The 17,577-nt window shown below is 54.0% G+C and carries 15 protein-coding genes; 8 read left to right on the top strand and 7 right to left on the bottom strand.

Going from position 1 to position 17,577, the window contains the following annotated elements:
* The first annotated feature begins 158 nt into the window (after positions 1–158).
* The 4 genes from ABVN44_RS17785 to ABVN44_RS17770 are packed head-to-tail and all read left to right on the top strand — an operon-like array spanning position 159 to position 4,130.
* Positions 159–1,112, top strand: coding sequence for a 2-keto-3-deoxygluconate permease 1 (locus tag ABVN44_RS17785; RefSeq protein WP_001022089.1), 954 nt, complete (start codon positions 159–161; stop codon positions 1,110–1,112).
* The gene (locus tag ABVN44_RS17780; RefSeq protein ID WP_000783302.1) at positions 1,109–2,380 is read left to right on the top strand and encodes a D-threonate kinase; all 1,272 of its coding nucleotides are present in this window, start codon (positions 1,109–1,111) and stop codon (positions 2,378–2,380) included. Before ABVN44_RS17785 ends, ABVN44_RS17780 begins: the two co-directional genes overlap by 4 nt.
* Positions 2,370–3,353, top strand: a complete 984-nt coding sequence (locus tag ABVN44_RS17775) for a D-threonate 4-phosphate dehydrogenase (protein ID WP_000448745.1) — start codon at positions 2,370–2,372, stop codon at positions 3,351–3,353. Before ABVN44_RS17780 ends, ABVN44_RS17775 begins: the two co-directional genes overlap by 11 nt.
* 9 nt (positions 3,354–3,362) lie before the next feature.
* Complete coding sequence (locus ABVN44_RS17770) at positions 3,363–4,130, top strand: DeoR/GlpR family DNA-binding transcription regulator (RefSeq protein WP_000678254.1); 768 nt, start codon at positions 3,363–3,365, stop codon at positions 4,128–4,130.
* Between the two features lie 29 nt (positions 4,131–4,159).
* Here the strand turns inward: ABVN44_RS17770 and speD are convergent, their stop codons facing one another.
* From speD to ABVN44_RS17755, 3 genes are all read right to left on the bottom strand, one after another.
* The gene (speD, locus tag ABVN44_RS17765) at positions 4,160–4,954 is read right to left on the bottom strand and encodes an adenosylmethionine decarboxylase (RefSeq protein WP_000734293.1); all 795 of its coding nucleotides are present in this window, start codon (positions 4,952–4,954) and stop codon (positions 4,160–4,162) included.
* 20 nt (positions 4,955–4,974) lie between these two features.
* Complete coding sequence (gene speE, locus ABVN44_RS17760) at positions 4,975–5,835, bottom strand: polyamine aminopropyltransferase (RefSeq protein ID WP_000829968.1); 861 nt, start codon at positions 5,833–5,835, stop codon at positions 4,975–4,977.
* A gap of 106 nt (positions 5,836–5,941) precedes the next feature.
* The gene (locus tag ABVN44_RS17755) at positions 5,942–6,289 is read right to left on the bottom strand and encodes a YacC family pilotin-like protein (RefSeq protein ID WP_000846613.1); all 348 of its coding nucleotides are present in this window, start codon (positions 6,287–6,289) and stop codon (positions 5,942–5,944) included.
* 201 nt (positions 6,290–6,490) lie between these two features.
* Between ABVN44_RS17755 and cueO the strand changes: the two genes are divergently transcribed.
* On the top strand, positions 6,491–8,101 hold the full coding sequence (gene cueO / locus ABVN44_RS17750; RefSeq protein WP_000946058.1) for a multicopper oxidase CueO: 1,611 nt from the start codon (positions 6,491–6,493) through the stop codon (positions 8,099–8,101).
* Positions 8,102–8,178: 77 nt separating this feature from the next.
* Here the strand turns inward: cueO and ABVN44_RS17745 are convergent, their stop codons facing one another.
* Positions 8,179–10,569, bottom strand: coding sequence for a glucose/quinate/shikimate family membrane-bound PQQ-dependent dehydrogenase (locus ABVN44_RS17745; RefSeq protein WP_023138984.1), 2,391 nt, complete (start codon positions 10,567–10,569; stop codon positions 8,179–8,181).
* Positions 10,570–10,774: 205 nt separating this feature from the next.
* Between ABVN44_RS17745 and hpt the strand changes: the two genes are divergently transcribed.
* Positions 10,775–11,311 (top strand): hypoxanthine phosphoribosyltransferase, encoded by a 537-nt coding sequence (gene hpt / locus ABVN44_RS17740; RefSeq protein ID WP_000683342.1) that lies wholly within the window; start codon positions 10,775–10,777, stop codon positions 11,309–11,311.
* A 57-nt stretch (positions 11,312–11,368) separates the two neighbouring features.
* Here the strand turns inward: hpt and can are convergent, their stop codons facing one another.
* On the bottom strand, positions 11,369–12,031 hold the full coding sequence (can, locus tag ABVN44_RS17735) for a carbonate dehydratase (RefSeq protein WP_000651591.1): 663 nt from the start codon (positions 12,029–12,031) through the stop codon (positions 11,369–11,371).
* A gap of 108 nt (positions 12,032–12,139) precedes the next feature.
* Here can and ABVN44_RS17730 point away from each other — a divergent pair, with 108 nt between their 5' ends.
* Both ABVN44_RS17730 and ABVN44_RS17725 read left to right on the top strand, forming a co-directional pair.
* Entirely contained in the window at positions 12,140–13,066 is a 927-nt protein-coding gene (locus ABVN44_RS17730; protein ID WP_000150628.1) for an ABC transporter ATP-binding protein, read from the top strand.
* Positions 13,063–13,833: an ABC transporter permease gene (locus ABVN44_RS17725; RefSeq protein ID WP_000983418.1), complete on the top strand. Its 771-nt coding sequence runs from the start codon at positions 13,063–13,065 to the stop codon at positions 13,831–13,833. Before ABVN44_RS17730 ends, ABVN44_RS17725 begins: the two co-directional genes overlap by 4 nt.
* A 110-nt stretch (positions 13,834–13,943) precedes the next feature.
* Here the strand turns inward: ABVN44_RS17725 and ABVN44_RS17720 are convergent, their stop codons facing one another.
* Positions 13,944–15,020, bottom strand: coding sequence for a fimbrial protein (locus tag ABVN44_RS17720; RefSeq protein ID WP_023232461.1), 1,077 nt, complete (start codon positions 15,018–15,020; stop codon positions 13,944–13,946).
* 8 nt (positions 15,021–15,028) lie between these two features.
* Positions 15,029–17,575 carry a fimbrial outer membrane usher protein gene (locus tag ABVN44_RS17715; RefSeq protein ID WP_023232462.1) on the bottom strand — a complete coding sequence of 849 codons (2,547 nt, stop codon included), beginning with the start codon at positions 17,573–17,575 and terminating at the stop codon, positions 15,029–15,031.
* Positions 17,576–17,577: the final 2 nt, after the last annotated feature.

Genomic DNA, 17,577 nt, shown 5'->3' with positions numbered 1-17,577 from the left:
TTCCAGCCGGGAGTATCCCGGCTTTTTTATTGCAGAATGATTTTTTGATTTTTATTAATCATTTTAAAACTGTGATCTGACGCGTTTGTGATCTTAATTTGATTGAATATAATCGTTATGATTTTATTCAATCACAACAAGCAACAGGCGGTAAGACCATGAACATCAAAAAAGCAATAGAGCGCGTACCCGGCGGCATGATGGTCGTACCGCTCGTTATTGGCGCAGTCATTAATACCTTCGCTCCACAGGCGCTTGAGATCGGCGGTTTTACCACCGCCTTATTTAAAAACGGCGCGGCGCCGCTGATTGGCGCTTTTCTGCTGTGTATGGGAGCCGGTATCAGTGTGAAAGCCGCGCCCCAGGCGTTATTGCAGGGCGGGACGATTACGCTCACTAAGTTGCTTGTCGCCATCGGCATTGGCCTGGGCGTGGAGCATCTTTTCGGCGCGGAGGGTATTTTTGGCCTGAGCGGCGTGGCGATTATCGCGGCGATGAGCAATTCAAATGGCGGACTTTATGCTGCGTTGGTAGGCGAATTCGGCAATGAGCGCGACGTCGGCGCTATCTCTATTTTGTCTCTTAATGATGGCCCTTTCTTTACGATGATTGCGCTGGGCGCGGCAGGGATGGCGAACATTCCCATTATGGCGCTGGTGGCGGTGCTGGTTCCGCTAGTTGTCGGCATGATCCTCGGCAATCTTGATCCTCATATGCGCGATTTTTTGACCAAAGGCGGCCCGCTGCTCATTCCTTTCTTTGCTTTTGCGCTGGGGGCGGGCATCAACCTGGAAATGTTACTGCAAGGCGGACTTGCCGGAATTCTGCTCGGCGTGCTGACAACGTTCGTTGGCGGTTTCTTTAATATTCGCGCAGATCGTCTGGTTGGCGGAACTGGCATTGCCGGGGCGGCGGCCTCCAGCACCGCGGGTAATGCCGTTGCGACGCCGCTGGCTATTGCGCAGGCCGACCCTTCGCTCGCCGAGGTGGCCGCTGCTGCCGCTCCGCTGATTGCCGCCTCGGTGATCACCACGGCAATCCTGACGCCAGTGTTGACCTCCTGGGTTGCAAAAAAACAGGCGCGTCAGGCTTCTTTGGAGAAAAACGCATGAAAATGATGGTTATCGCCGATGATTTTACCGGATCGAATGATACCGGCGTCCAGTTGGCGAAGAAGGGGGCGAGAACGGAAGTCATGTTGAGCGCGTCGCAAAAACCGTCCCGCCGCGCCGATGTGTTAGTCATTAACACCGAAAGCCGGGCGATGCCCGCAGATCAGGCGGCATCTGCCGTTTATGCCGCGCTTTCCCCGTGGTGTGAGACATCGCCAGCGCCGCTGGTGTACAAAAAAATCGACTCCACATTTCGCGGCAATATCGGCGCCGAAGTGACGGCGGCCATGCGCGCCAGTCAGCGAAAACTGGCCGTTATCGCCGCCGCGATCCCTGCGGCCGGACGCACGACGCTTGAAGGAAAATGTCTGGTTAATGGCGTCCCGCTACTGGAAACCGAATTTGCCAGCGATCCGAAAACGCCCATTGTCTCTTCCCGTATTGCCGAGATAGTGGCGTTGCAAAGTGAGATCCCTGTGTATGAAGTCTTTTTGCAGGATGTCCGACGCGGCGGGTTAAGCGCCTTACTTACGGCTTATGCGGCTGAGGGCGAAGGGATTATCGTCGTGGATGCGGTGGAAGAGCGGGACCTGACGTTGATTGCGCAAGCGGCGTGTGAACAACCGTCGATGCCGCTGCTCGTCGGCGCAGCGGGTCTGGCGAATGCGTTGCCGGTTGAACTTTTTATGCAAGACCGGCAGCGGCTGCCGGTACTGGTGGTGGCCGGTTCGATGAGCGAAGCCACGCGACGTCAGGTGGATAATGCGCTGTGCCGGGGACGTGCGGAGGTCGTGGATATTGATGCCGCGCGCATGGTGTCGGATAGCGCGGAGCAGGAAATCGCGTCTGTCGTAGAGCAGGCCTGCGCGCTGTTAAGTCAGCATCGACATACGATTTTACGCACCAGCCGTCGCGCAGAAGATCGACAGCTAATCGACGCGCTGTGCGAAAAATCCGCGATGAGCCGTCAGCAATTGGGCGAGCGACTGAGCCAGCGGCTTGGCGTCGTCACGTTAAACATTATCGAGCAGGCGCGGATTGGCGGGTTGTTTCTGACCGGCGGCGATATCGCTACCGCCGTCGCCGGCGCGCTTGGCGCTGAAGGTTATCGCATTCAGAGCGAGGTGGCGCCCTGTATTCCCTGTGGAACGTTTGTAAACAGCGAAATTGACGATCTGCCGGTCATTACCAAAGCGGGCGGATTCGGTTCAGACAGTACGTTGTGTGACGCGCTTTATTATATTGAGGAGATGTATTGTGGAGACTAAAACCGTTGCCATTACCATGGGCGATCCAGCGGGCATTGGGCCGGAAATTATTGTTAAAGCGCTAAGCGAAGACGGTCTCAACGGCGCGCCGCTGGTGGTTATTGGATGCCTCGCAACGTTGAAACGTTTACAGGCGAAGGGCATCACGCCGAACGTCGAGTTACGGGCCATTGAACGGGTCGCCGAAGCGCGTTTTGCGCCCGGCATCATTCATGTGATTGATGAGCCGCTGGCGCAGCCGGAGGCGCTGGAGGCCGGGAAAGTTCAGGCGCAGGCGGGGGATTTAGCGTATCGCTGCGTGAAGCGCGCCACCGAGTTAGCGTTACGGGGCGACGTACAGGCTATCGCTACCGCGCCGCTGAATAAAGAGGCGCTGCACCTGGCGGGGCACAACTATCCGGGCCATACCGAGCTGCTCGCGACCCTGACCCATAGCCGCGATTACGCGATGGTACTTTACACCGATAAACTAAAAGTGATTCACGTTTCAACGCATATCGCGCTGCGTAAATTCCTTGATACGTTAAGTACCGCGCGTGTCGAAACGGTGATTGGCATTGCTGATACTTTCCTCAAGCGTGTGGGTTACGTTAAACCGCGTATCGCCGTGGCAGGCGTGAATCCTCATGCGGGCGAGAATGGCCTGTTTGGCGATGAAGAGACGCGTATCCTGACGCCAGCCATTACCGATGCCCGCGCAAAAGGTATGGACGTTTATGGGCCGTGCCCGCCGGATACTGTATTTCTCCAGGCTTATGAGGGACAGTATGATATGGTGGTGGCGATGTATCATGACCAGGGGCATATCCCGTTGAAATTGCTTGGCTTTTATGATGGCGTGAATATCACCGCAGGGCTGCCGTTTATCCGGACTTCTGCCGATCATGGCACCGCATTTGATATCGCCTGGACGGGAAAAGCAAAATCTGAGAGCATGGCCGTATCGATCAAACTGGCAATGCAACTGGCATAATTCCCTGTTATGAAAGGACAACACCGTCTGGATCTCATTGTGGCGTATCTGAAAAACCATACGCTGGTTACGGTAGAACAGCTGGTTGAGGCGGTTGACGCATCGCCAGCCACTATCCGTCGCGATTTGATCAAGCTGGATGAGCAGGGCGTGATCAGCCGTAGTCATGGCGGCGTGGCGCTGCGGCGTTTTGAACCCGCCCAGCCCACCACCAATGAAAAACAACTGCGATCGCCCGCTGAAAAACGGGCGATCGCACGCGTTGCCGCATCGCTGGTCAATGCTGGCGATGCCGTCGTGCTGGATGCCGGTACGACAATGATGGAACTGGCGAAATGCTTAACCCATCTTCCGCTGCGGGTCATCACCGTCGATCTGCATATTGCGCTGTTTTTAGCTGAGTTCCGGCAAATTGAAGTGACGATTGTCGGCGGTCGTATCGATGACAGCAGTCAGTCCTGTATCGGTGAGCATGGGCGCAAGCTGTTACGCAGCGTTTACCCGAACATCGCGTTTATGAGCTGTAATTCATGGGGGGTAAAAACGGGCGTGACGACCCCAACGGAAGATAAGGCCGGGCTTAAACAGGAGATTATTGCTAATGCGCAGCGCAAAGTGTTGCTGGCGGACAGCAGTAAGTATGGCGCGCATTCGCTCTTTAATGTGGTGCCGCTTGAGCGCTTTAATGATGTGATTACTGACGTCAATCTGCCGCCGTCAGCGCAGGTTGAACTGAAAGGGCGCGCTTTTGCGCTAACGCTGGTGCAGCCGGAGTGACAGCGCCGTCAGGCGCTGCCAGTGGTGAATCAGACCGCAGAAATATTGCGGCCGTAGTAAATCTCGCGCATCTCTTTCCACAGCGCGGCGGTGATCTCCTGGCGTTCGGTTTCAGTGAGATCTTCCGGTTTGGTGTGAAACATGTAGTGCTTAAGATCGAACTCTTTAAGCAGCATCTTGGTATGGAAAATATTTTCCTGATACACGTTTACATCCACCATGTCATACAGCGACTTCATATCTTCCGACATAAAATTCTGAATAGAATTAATCTCATGATCGATAAAGTGCTTCATACCGTTGACGTCGCGGGTAAAGCCGCGCACGCGGTAATCGATGGTGACAATATCGGACTCTAGCTGGTGGATCAGGTAATTGAGCGCTTTTAGCGGTGAAATCACCCCGCAGGTTGACACTTCGATGTCGGCGCGAAAGGTGCATAGCCCGCCTTCCGGATGGCTTTCCGGATAGGTATGCACGCAGATATGGCTCTTATCGAGGTGCGCCACTACGGTTTCCGGCAGCGGGCCGGGATGTTCGGTTTGATCGATAAGTTTCGGGTCGACTGGCTCTTCGCTAACCAGAATCGTGACGCTGGCGCCCTGGGGTTCATAATCCTGACGGGCGATGTTCAGGATGTTTGCGCCGATAATGGAGCAGGTCTCCGACAGGATCTCGGTCAGTCGGTTGGCGTTATAGAGTTCATCGATATAGGCGATATAGCCATCGCGCTCTTCTGCGGTTTTGGCGTAGCAGATATCGTAAATACAAAAACTCAGGCTTTTCGTCAGATTGTTAAAGCCATGCAGTTTCAGCTTTTTCAATTTTTATCACCTCCTTAACGTCACTGTGCGGACAGTGCGTCATGTAGATATTGCGGTAGCGCAAATGCAGCGGCATGAATAGCCGGGTTGTAATAGCGACATTTGAGGCCGGCGGCATGAAAACGCGCCTGAATAATTTCGCTCGACAGGTGACGAAGAGCATCGTTGTCCGTCGCCCAGGCGAAGGTCATAATGCCGCCGTAATAGGTCGGAATCGCCGCCTGGTAGAAGCCGACATCGCTGAAGTAATGACTCAGCTTGCGGTGGCTATCGAGCGCTTCATCCTGTTGCAGGAAGCACACGCCGTTCTGGGCGACAAAAATGCCGCCCGGATTCAGGCAACGCTTACAGCCTTCATAAAAGGCGGAGGTAAACAGGCTTTCGCCGGGGCCTATCGGATCGGTACAGTCGGAAATGATCACATCAAAGGTCTGATGGGTCTGATTGACGAAATTCACGCCGTCGTCGATTACCAGCGTAAAGCGCGGATCGTCGTAGCTGCCGGCATTGTGGTTAGGTAAATACTGGCGGCAAAACGAGACTACGCCAGCGTCGATCTCCACCATGGTGATGGTTTCGACGTTTTTATGCCGGGTAACTTCACGTAGCATTGCGCCGTCGCCGCCGCCGATAATCAGAACGTGTTTCGCATGACCGTGCGCCAGCAGCGGGACGTGGGTCATCATTTCATGATAAATAAACTCGTCGCGTTCGGTGGTCTGTACCACGCCGTCCAGCGCCATCACGCGGCCAAAAGCGGCGTTTTCAAAGATGATTAAATCCTGGTGATCGGTTTTTTCATGATACAGAACGTTGTCTACGGCAAAGTACTGACCAAACTGGTCGTGTAGCGTTTCATGCCACATCGTATTTTCGGCCATTGGCTGATACCTCCATTGTTAACACCCGTAAAAAAAGGGCGCAACATCATAGCTAACAATGACCGTGGATGCACGGTCATTATTTCAGCAATAGGATCGCGGAGGATTATTTAACGTAGGCTAACAGGCTCAGAGAATCGCGGGCCAGAGCTTTGCATTTTTTAGCGACCGGAATACCGATGCCGCTAAGATCGCGGTAGCTGTCTTCGCCCAACGATTTCATATCGAAGGTGTCGTAGTTACTCAGGTCCCACTGATTTTGCTGGGCAAAAAAGACCAGCGCACGGCGAATCTGACTATTGGGTAAATTTTGGTAACCACAGTCATTTTTCAGAAAAACGAAAACTGCCGTTAAATCGGCCATATCTTCAGCTTCGGATTCAGTAAGCGCATAGCTATTTGCGCATAAGGCCATCAGGCTGCCAAACAACACGGGTCTGAAAAACGTCTTCATTGCTTCTACCACGGCATCAGGGAAAGTCAACGTTAGCATACTGAGAACGTAGCGACGACTTTTATTATCAGGATTGGTCGCGGCGTTTTCATTCTTATTGTATTGCTGTCAGGAATGGTAAAGACGTGTTGCTGGCTTGACCTTCCCGTTAGGGCAGGGTCTAAGCTTAGACACCCGCCTGTTCATTATAAGGAAATGATTATGTTACGCCGTGATTTCTTAAAATATTCAGTGGCGCTGGGGGTTGCATCAGCGCTGCCGCTGTGGAGCCGCGCCGCTTTTGCCGCCGAACGTCCCGCGTTGCCTATTCCTGACCTGTTAACGGCAGATGCGAGCAACCGTATGCAGTTAATTGTTAAAGCCGGACAGTCGACATTCGCCGGTAAGAACGCGACAACCTGGGGCTACAACGGTAATTTGCTGGGGCCAGCGGTACAGCTTCACAAAGGAAAAAGTGTGACCGTTGATATCCATAACCAACTGGCCGAAGACACGACGCTTCACTGGCATGGTCTGGAGATTCCGGGCATCGTCGACGGCGGCCCGCAGGGGATTATTCCCGCAGGCGGAACCCGCACGGTGACGTTTACGCCGCAGCAACGCGCCGCGACCTGCTGGATTCATCCGCACAAACACGGCAAAACCGGGCGCCAGGTGGCGATGGGCCTTGCCGGACTGGTGCTGATTGAAGATGACGAGATTCGCAAATTGCGCCTGCCGAAACAGTGGGGCATCGACGATGTGCCGGTGATCATTCAGGACAAACGTTTCTCCGCCGATGGCCAGATTGATTATCAACTGGATATTATGACCGCCGCCGTCGGCTGGTTTGGCGATACGCTGCTGACCAATGGCGCGATCTATCCGCAGCATTCCGCGCCGAAAGGCTGGCTACGTCTGCGCTTGCTAAATGGCTGTAATGCGCGTTCTCTGAATATCGCCGCCAGCGATAATCGCCCGCTTTATGTGATCGCCAGCGACGGCGGCCTGCTGGCGGAGCCGGTGAAAGTCACCGAACTGCCGTTATTAATGGGCGAGCGTTTTGAAGTGCTGGTGGATATCAGCGACGGGAAAGCCTTTGACCTGGTGACCCTGCCGGTCAGCCAGATGGGAATGGCGATCGCTCCGTTTGATAAACCGCATCCGGTGATGCGTATCCAGCCGCTGCGGATTACCGCCTCCGGTACGCTGCCGGATACGTTGACGACGATGCCGGCGCTGCCGTCGCTGGAAGGGCTGACGGTGCGCAACCTGAAACTGTCGATGGACCCGCGTCTTGATATGATGGGGATGCAAATGCTGATGAAGAAATATGGCGCTCAGGCGATGAGCGGCATGGATCATGACAGCATGAACGCGCATATGCAGGGCGGCAATATGGGGCATGGCGAGATGGATCATGGCAACATGGATCACAGCGGGATGAATCATGGCGCGATGGGCAATATGAATCACGGCGGAAAATTCGACTTCCATAACGCTAACTTTATCAACGGCCAGGTCTTCGATATGAACAAACCGATGTTCGCGGCGCAAAAAGGCCGACATGAACGTTGGGTCATTTCCGGCGTGGGCGACATGATGCTGCATCCTTTCCATATTCACGGCACGCAGTTCCGTATTCTGTCAGAGAACGGCAAAGCGCCAGCAGCGCACAGAACGGGCTGGAAGGATACGGTACGCGTTGAGGGCGGTATCAGCGAAGTGTTGGTCAAGTTCGATCACGACGCGCCGAAGGAACATGCCTATATGGCGCACTGTCATCTGTTAGAACATGAAGATACGGGAATGATGTTAGGATTTACGGTCTGACCGATGTCTGTGACGCAGGCCGGGTAAGGCGAAGCCGCCACCCGGCACAATGCCCGGCATACGCCGGGCATTAATGGTTATTTCGCGTCGTCAGGCAAAGCATAGGCCACGATATAGTCGCCCATCTTCGTACCAAACGAACCGTGGCCTCCGGCAGAAACGACCACGTACTGCTTACCGTTTACCTCATAGGTCATCGGCGTTGCCTGGCCTCCGGCGGGTAAACGTCCCTGCCACAGTTTTTCCCCGTTGCTCATGTTATAAGCGCGCAGGTAGTTGTCGGCGGTCGCGGCAATGAACAGCACGTTACCGGCGGTTGAGATTGGCCCGCCGAGCATGGGCATCCCCATGTTGAACGGCACCGGAACCGGCATCGGGAACGGCATACTGTCGCGCGGCGTCCCTATACGTTTCTTCCATACGATTTCATTGGTCTTCAGATCCAACGCGGAAATATAGCCCCAGGCCGGTTGTTTACACGGCAGGCCAAACGGCGAAAGGAACGGATTCAGCGTGACGCCGAACGGTACGCCGTACTGTGGCTGAATACCCGCTTCTGTTCCGGTACCTTTCGCGTCTTTCGGCGGCTCCATTGGATTGCCAGGGCCGCGTGGGATCAGCTTCGAGACAAACGGCAGCGCCATCGGGTTAGCGATAGCAACCTGACGGTCTGGATCGACGGAAATACCGCCCCATTCAAACATCCCCAGGTTGCCAGGGAATACCAATGTCCCCTGCTCGGACGGCGGGGTGAAGATACCTTCATAGCGCAACTGGTGGAACATAACGCGGCACACCAGTTGGTCGAACATGGTCGCGCCCCACATATCCGCGCCGGAGAGATCTTTTTTCGGGCGGAAGGTTAAATCAGAGAACGGCTGAGTTTTGGCGACGTAATCGCCTTTTGCCGCGCCCTGTGGGACCGGTTTTTCCGGGGCGGGCACGACCAGCTCGCCATTACGTCTGTCGAGCACAAAGATATTACCGGTTTTCGCTGGCGCATAGATAACCGGAACGGTAGTACCGTCAACGGTAATATCTGCCAGCGTCGGCTGTGCCGGCAGGTCCATATCCCACAGATCGTGATGGACGGTCTGATAACTCCAGGCCAGTTTCCCGGTGGTGGCATTCAGCGCCAGGATGGAGCTGGCATAACGTTCCTGCTCCGGCGTGCGGTTACCGCCCCAGATATCCGGCGTGGTCACGCCCATCGGCAGATAGACCAGATCCAGTTTCGCATCATAGGCGGCAGGCGCCCAGGAGTTCGGCGAGTTAAAGGTAAAAGAGTGCTCATCGGCTGGAATCGCGTTCGGATCTTTCGCCCCTGGATCGAAGGCCCACAGTAGTTTACCGGTATTAACATCAAAACCACGGATAACGCCGGACGTTTCGCGGGTAGAGAAGTTATCCGTGACCGAACCGGCAATGACAATCGTTTTATCGGTGATAATCGGCGGCGACGTCGGTTCATACAGTCCCGGCGTGGTGTCCGGCATATTGGTTTGCAGATTCAGGACGCCTTTATTGGCGAAGGTTTCACACAGCTTGCCGGTTTCGGCATTCACCGCGAAAAGGCGACCGTCATTGACCGGGAGGATAATGCGGCGCGGACAGTCGGCGATGACCTCCGGCGAGGCGGTATCCGCTTTGGCCTCATGATAAGAGACGCCGCGGCAGGTCACATGCTGGAAAGACGAATCGGTCTTCAACTGAGGATCAAAATGCCACTTCTCTTTACCGCTGGCGGCGTCCAGCGCGAACAGTCGCTGGTGAGCTGTACACAGATAAAGCGTATCGCCGACTTTAATCGGGGTCACTTCGTTGGTGATTTCGCCCGGATCGTTGGGTTGTTTCAGATCGCCGGTGCGGAAGACCCACGCTTCTTTCAGTTGGTGAACGTTATCCGCAGTGATCTGTTTCAGCGGCGAATAGCGTTGGCCTTCCTGATTACGTCCATAGGCCGGCCAGTCTTCGTCGGCGATCGACGAGCTTGTTGCGGCGGGCGTGGCGTCGGCGCGAAGCGTACCGTTGATCTCCTGCGGGTCGTTGAAGCCAGCCCAGGTCAGAATGCCGCCGCTAATCAGCAGCGCCACGACCAGCGCCGCTACTGCGCCGCTGGAAGGAACCACCAGCCGATGCCAGACAAACGGCAATATTAGCCAGATGCCGAAAAACACCAGGATATCGCTACGCGGCGTGAGCGCCCAGAAGTCGAACCCGACTTCCCACACGCCCCAAATCATTGTCGCCAGCAGCAGGGCGGCATACAGCCACAGTGCGGCACGTTTACTGCGCCATAGCAATCCGGCCACAACCAGCATCACGAGGCCCGCGATGGGGTAGTACCAGGAACCGCCAATAGCAACCAGCCAGACACCTCCGATAAGAAGATACAGCCCACAAAGTGCTGCAAAGAGGGCCGTCAGCGTCACGAGTAATCGTGGCGATCGTGCGTTATTTTCTGCCATAAAAAGACACCATCCCAAATTGTTAATTTTTTAGTAGCAATTAAGTATAGGAATTAACATGTGTGATCGTAATCACAAAATGAGCTTTCTTATCAAATGCCGCGAATGAATACGTTTGCTGTTATACTGCGTGCCTTGCGCGTCAATGCGGCGTTATTAGTCACCGGCATTGAGTGATTTGTTTTTAAATCATATGGTTATAAATATGAAACATACTGTTGAAGTCATGATCCCCGAAGCGGAGATCAAAGCACGTATTGCCGAGCTGGGTCGTCAGATTACCGAACGTTATAAAGACAGCGGCAGTGAAATGGTGCTGGTAGGTCTGTTGCGTGGCTCATTTATGTTTATGGCGGACCTGTGCCGTGAAGTTCAGGTTCCTCATGAAGTCGATTTTATGACCGCCTCCAGTTATGGTAGCGGTATGTCCACCACCCGCGACGTGAAAATCCTCAAAGATCTGGATGAGGATATCCGTGGTAAAGACGTGCTGATTGTCGAAGACATTATTGATTCCGGTAATACGCTGTCGAAGGTCCGTGAAATCCTGGGCCTGCGCGAGCCGAAATCGCTGGCGATTTGTACGCTGCTGGATAAACCGTCTCGTCGCGAAGTGGACGTGCCGGTTGAGTTCGTTGGCTTTTCGATTCCGGACGAATTTGTAGTCGGTTACGGTATCGACTACGCTCAGCGTTATCGCCATCTACCGTATGTTGGTAAAGTGGTGCTGCTGGACGAGTAAGCGCAGAAATGCCGGATGGCGTCGCTAAAGCGACTTATCCGGCCTATAGCTAATGGCTTATTGGTGGGGAATGTATTTCAGACTTAGGGCGGAAATACCCTTATGATAGCCGTTCTCCAGCGTTTCTCTGTTGGTGGCGGTGACGTCAAGATCGCGCAGCAGGCCATCATTGATACTGTACGCCCAGCCGTGAATGGTCACATTCTGACCGCGTTTCCACGCTGACTGCATAATGGTGGAATGCCCCAGGTTATAGACCTGTTCCATGACGTTCAATTCATAGAGCGCGTCCAGACGTTGCTCTTCGGGCATTTTTCCCAACAGCGAGCTATGTTTAAGCCAGATGTCGCGGATATGCAGCAGCCAGTTATTAATCAAGCCCAGCTCAGGGTTTTCTACCGCAGCCTTGATACCGCCGCAACCGGAGTGGCCGCAAATGATAATATGCTCAACTTCCAGAACATCTACCGCATACTGAACCACGGAGAGACAGTTCAGATCGGTGTGAATAACCAGGTTAGCCACATTACGGTGAACAAACAATTCGCCCGGTTCAAGCCCGGTTAAACGCTCTGCGGGAACGCGGCTGTCGGAACATCCAATCCATAGAAAGCGCGGTTTTTGCGCTTGCGCCAGTTTCTCAAAAAATCCGGGGTCCTCTTCCACCAGCATTTTTGACCATAGTGCATTGTTGCTGATGAGTGTATCTATGTCTTTCATGGAAGTTAACGACCTGTAACCAAATAAGTGCGTTGGGCTAATATAGGGCAACTCCGTAATTATTTAAACCATATATAAAGTGTAAGAACGTAAAGTAAGTGAGAATTTATGACCATTGCGCTGGAACTTCAACAACTTAAAAAAACCTATCCCGGCGGCGTTCAGGCGCTGCGCGGCATAGATTTGCAGGTCGAAGCGGGGGATTTTTACGCGCTTCTGGGGCCAAATGGAGCAGGGAAATCGACCACCATCGGTATTATCAGCTCATTGGTTAATAAAACGTCCGGGCGCGTTAACGTTTTTGGTTACGACCTGGAAAAAGACGTGGTTAACGCCAAGCGACAGCTTGGACTGGTGCCACAGGAGTTTAACTTTAACCCGTTTGAAACGGTGCAGCAGATCGTAGTGAATCAGGCCGGTTACTACGGCGTGGAACATAAAGAGGCGGTTTTACGTAGCGAAAAGTATTTAAAACAGCTCGATCTGTGGGAAAAACGTAGTGAACGTGCGCGGATGCTCTCCGGTGGGATGAAACGCCGCCTGATGATCGCCCGCGCGCTGATGCATGAGCCTAAGCTATTGATTCTCGATGAGCCGACGGCGGGCGTCGATATCGAATTGCGTCGCTCGATGTGGGGATTCCTGAAAGACTTAAACGCCAAAGGCACCACCATTATTCTCACCACCCACTATCTGGAAGAGGCGGAAATGCTGTGCCGCAATATCGGTATTATTCAGCACGGCGAGCTGGTGGAAAATACCTCCATGAAAAATCTGCTTTCAAAGCTGAAATCGGAGACGTTTATTCTGGATTTAGCGCCAAAAAGCCCGCTACCTAAGCTCACGGGTTATCAATATCGTCTGGTGGATACCTCGACTCTGGAGGTGGAAGTGTTACGCGAGCAGGGGGTTAACAGTGTCTTTAGCCAACTGAGCGAGCAGGGGGTTCAGGTATTAAGTATGCGTAATAAAGCCAACCGTCTGGAAGAACTGTTTGTGTCGCTGGTGCATGAAAAACAAGGAGATCGCGCATGATGCAGCTTTACTGGGTTGCCCTTAAAAGCATCTGGGCGAAAGAGATCCACCGCTTTATGCGGATCTGGGTGCAAACGCTGGTGCCGCCTGTCATCACCATGACGCTCTATTTTATTATTTTCGGTAACCTGATTGGTTCGCGCATCGGCGAAATGCATGGTTTTAGCTATATGCAATTTATTGTGCCGGGCCTGATTATGATGGCGGTCATTACTAACTCCTACGCGAATGTCGCGTCGTCATTTTTTAGCGCCAAGTTTCAGCGCAATATTGAGGAACTGCTGGTCGCGCCGGTACCAACGCACGTGATCATCGCCGGATTTGTCGGCGGCGGCGTAGCGCGCGGGCTGTGCGTGGGGATTCTGGTGACGGCGATTTCGCTCTTTTTCGTGCCTTTCCAGGTGCATTCCTGGGTATTTGTCGCGCTAACGCTGATTCTGACCGCGATTCTGTTCTCGCTGGCCGGACTGCTGAACGCCGTGTTTGCGAAAACTTTTGACGATATCAGCCTGATTCCCACCTTCGTGCTGACGCCGCTGACCTACCTCGGCGGGGTATTTTACTCGCTTACGCTGCTGCCGCCGTTCTGGCAAGGGCTGTCGCACCTGAACCCGATCGTCTACATGATCAGCGGCTTCCGCTACGGCTTCCTGGGTATCCATGATGTGCCGCTGGTGACGACGTTTGGCGTACTGGTGATCTTTATCGCCGCTTTCTACCTGCTGTGCTGGTCACTGATCCAGCGTGGGCGCGGGTTGCGCAGTTAAGCGTTGACAGGGGCGTTGGGTTGCGCTTCGCTTCACCCCATCTACGGGCCCGTAATATCAATGGGTTACGGGGCTGTAGGGGGGAGGCTTGCTGAAACCCAACGCTTCTCTCAGCGAATCTGAATCTCCAGCGTGGCGGTAGCCTGGTATTCTCCTGTGTGGGGGACATGTCCGGTGGTATTGACCGGCGCGGCGGTGAACTCGGTGCTGCCTTTACCGTCTGTGTAATCTTCAATCGGCAATTCGGCGCTGCCGCCGGGAACGATGGTCTTATCGTATTTATCGGAAATCCGTATCCCTAAATTCTCATTGTCGGTTTTCAGGTATTCCGGGTTGTGCGGATCGGTTTCTCCGTTCAATGACATTGACAGGTTGGTGCCGTCCGCCACGTTGCTACAGGTAAAGTTTACCTGAGTGGTGACGTGCGAGTTCTGCGGACTGTCGCCGAGATTACGAATATCTTTGCCCTCAATATCCGGCAGCCTGACCTCGATAACCTGCCCGGCGTTGATGGAACAGGACTGCGGCACGGTAATAGTTCCGGACATGGTGACGTGCGCGACAGGGGGAACGGCGGGGGGAATATTATCTCCGCTGCTGCCCGGCGTTTTTGATAAATAGAGATTCATGATCGTTGTTTGCGGGATCGAGATTTCGCCGACCAAAGGATGAGTAATATAAATCCTTACCGTGCCTTTATTGCCCGCTGTCATTGATTTCATTTCTGCATCGCCACAGCCGCCTGCGGAACTATCCTCATTGCTGATTGAGGAAAACGGGACAGGAATATTCTCGTTCAACTTCCCGGCTACATACGCTTCGGTGCCAATTTCCAGTTTGCCTGCCACGAGGACATAGTAATCCATATGTCCGTAGTATCGCGTCTCGCTGTGCGTGCCTTTCTGCGTCAGATCGCCGGTGGTCGCGGTGAAATAGTTGTACCCGCGATAATCACTGTTATCGCAGTCGCATTTAGCCGAATATTCTCCGCCAGCTGACCAGTGCTCTTCAACGATGGTTCCCGTCTGGTTCCCATCCGTATCGGTAATGGTTTGATTAAAACTAAAAGGAAAAGTATGCGTGCCGTTGGTGGGTTGACACCAGCCGCTTCCGTTGCCCATCGTTCCTTCTGCCAGCGCATGGCCTGAAAATAGCGACAGCGCCAGCAGCATCCATAAATTCTTCATTGTGTTCCTCACTGGCAGACGGCGTTCGCCATCACGATGCCGTTCATATTTTTGCTGATATCAAGGCGGTAATCCGCGCGGCAAGAGGCGCTTCCCCAGTTCACCAGCAGCAGGCCCTCTTCCGGCAGGCCGCTGAGGAAGACCTGGCCTTTATCGCCGACGATACTGGCCAGGTTCGCATCCTGCCCATCGACGCTTGCCGTCGCGCCAAAGGGCACGGGCTCGCCATTGCTGCGCGTCAGCGTTAACAGCACGCGATAGCCCTTATGCGTGTCATACGCCGCACGCACCACCGCATTACGCGTCGGGTAGACGGTCTGGTTGTTGAGCGGAATATCCACGTTGTCGGCAAACGTGCTGCTGTCGAGCGAGATATCGTAGCGATAATACGGCGTGACGTTGGGGATCACCGTATAACCCCGGAAGTCGGTGGCGACGCCGGTCTGGTTTTCAACCGAAACGCCGCTGGCGCCGGGCGCTTTAATTAAAATCGCCGCGCCGGTAATCGGCTGGCTCAGGGTAATACCGTTTTCGTGCGCCAGAATGCCGCCGCTGATGCCGTAGCTGACCTGTTGGCTATCTGGCGACTGATTGTAGCCGGCGTTGAGGTTGGCATAAGTGCCTTTGTAGCTGGCGTTTACCCCGCCGGAATCACCGTCTTGTGTACTGTGGCTCTGCTGTAACGACCAGTTCAGGTTTCTGTCACGCAGCGCGGTGCCGCTAAGGGTGGTGCTGTTCACCGTGGCATCGTGCTTACGCGTGTTCAGCATATAGCTGGCGTATAGCCTGGAATCGAACACCGTAAACGGAACGTGCAGCGACAGCGTGAACAGCCGATCGTTCTGGTTATAACGATCGTCGTCGTTATCATCATCGTCATTGTCCGAACGGTACTGGTAGGTGTTTTTGTTATAGCTGTAGCTCAGCGTATAGCTCACCGGACCCCAGCTATTGTTGTAGCTGGCGCTCAGAGATTCCATCTGCTGCGCGCTGTGCCAGTAATCTTCTTTGACCCAACTTAGCGTTAAGGAACCGAGCGTATTGCTAATTTGCTGGTTGACCGAGGCTTCGAAACGATTATGGCGTTTGCCGTAGTTATCATAAAAATCGTCGTCCGGGTTGATCACCTCGCTCAGTGAATTGTAGTTTTCGCTGGCGTAACGATAGCCAGCCAGCGAAAACGTGGTGCCCGTACTGACGACGCCCTTGCTGTAGCGGACGCGCCAGGATTGCCCGATTTCTTTGCGGCCATCGTCAAATTTGGCGTGCGACCAGATGCCGTCCAGGGAAATGGCCCCCAGCATCTGCATATTTTGCCCGACGCCGAAGGCGACGGACTGGTATTTATCGCCGGCAATCTGGCTGCCGCCGTACAGGGTGATGCCCCACGGCAGGCCGTACAGCAGGGTCGCCTGGCCGAAGTCGTCCAGCGTGTGGTTGTTATAATCGCGATATTTACCCACGGTCACGCTGTATTTTGCCCGTCCGGTGCGCTGCAGAATCGGCAGCGAAGAGTAGGGCACGATAAAATGCTGTTCGCTGCCGTCGGCTTCTTTTACCGTTACGTCATAGTCGCCGTTGCTGCCGGTGGGAAACATATCGTTGATTTCAAATTCGCCCGGCGAAACGGCGGTCTGATAGGCGATATAGCCGTTTTGCCGCACGATAACCTGCGCGTTTGAGCGGGCAATGCCGCGAATCGTCGGGGCGTAACCACGCTGGCTGTTGGGCTGCATTTGATCGTCAGAGGTGAGCTGGAGACCGCGAAAAGGTACGCTGTCGAACACATCGGATGGCGTATTGCTGTCTCCGGCGGTGAACTGGCTTTTCAGCGCGATAATGTCGCGCTGTAAATAGTTATAAACGCTGTTCCAGCTACCGCTCTCGCCGTTATTTGAACTCCAGTTACTGTAGTTGCGAAAACGCCACGGCCCGAGGTTAAAACCCGGCTGGAGAGCGAGATACTTCGATTCCGCATCGTCGGAATCCTCGCTGGAACCGTACTCTTTATAGCCGCTGAAGCTGTAGTTCAGCATTAGCGCGGTAATCCCCTCCTGCCACTTTTCCGGCGGCACGTAGCCGCGCGCGTTGTTGGCGATGTAGAGTTGCGGGATGCTTACTGATAATGCCTGTCGCTGAAAATCAAACTGCTGGCTGGCGCCGGGGATAACGTTGAGATCGACGCAGCCTTTTTCACTCTCCAGGGTTGGAAAAAGGTCGGTTTTGACGCCGTTATCTTTTAGTTCCTGAAGCCGTAAACAGCCCTGTAATGCCTGTTGACCGTCACTGAGCGTCGTGAGTTGAAAATCAACGTTTCGCGCGCCGATTTCTGTTTTATTGATATTGATAGTGACGTAATAGGTGCCAGGCAGCTGGCTTTTGTCGTTATCAAATGTCGACAGATCGACGCTTGTGTGATTCGCCTGCCCATGGTTTTCAATAAATGCCGGATTGAAATAGTCGCGCGCCCATGCAACGTGTGTGAACGTGCTGCCCAGCGCGATACACACAGCGCAGCGCGATAAATAAAATACCCGGTGTTGCCTTTTGCGCATCG

It is taken from the genome of Salmonella sp. SJTUF15570 (genome assembly GCF_043357055.1).
GTDB classification, from domain to species: domain Bacteria; phylum Pseudomonadota; class Gammaproteobacteria; order Enterobacterales; family Enterobacteriaceae; genus Salmonella; species Salmonella enterica.
Note: the sequence above shows the minus strand (reverse complement) of the source record. Positions and strands in the feature narration are given on the sequence as shown.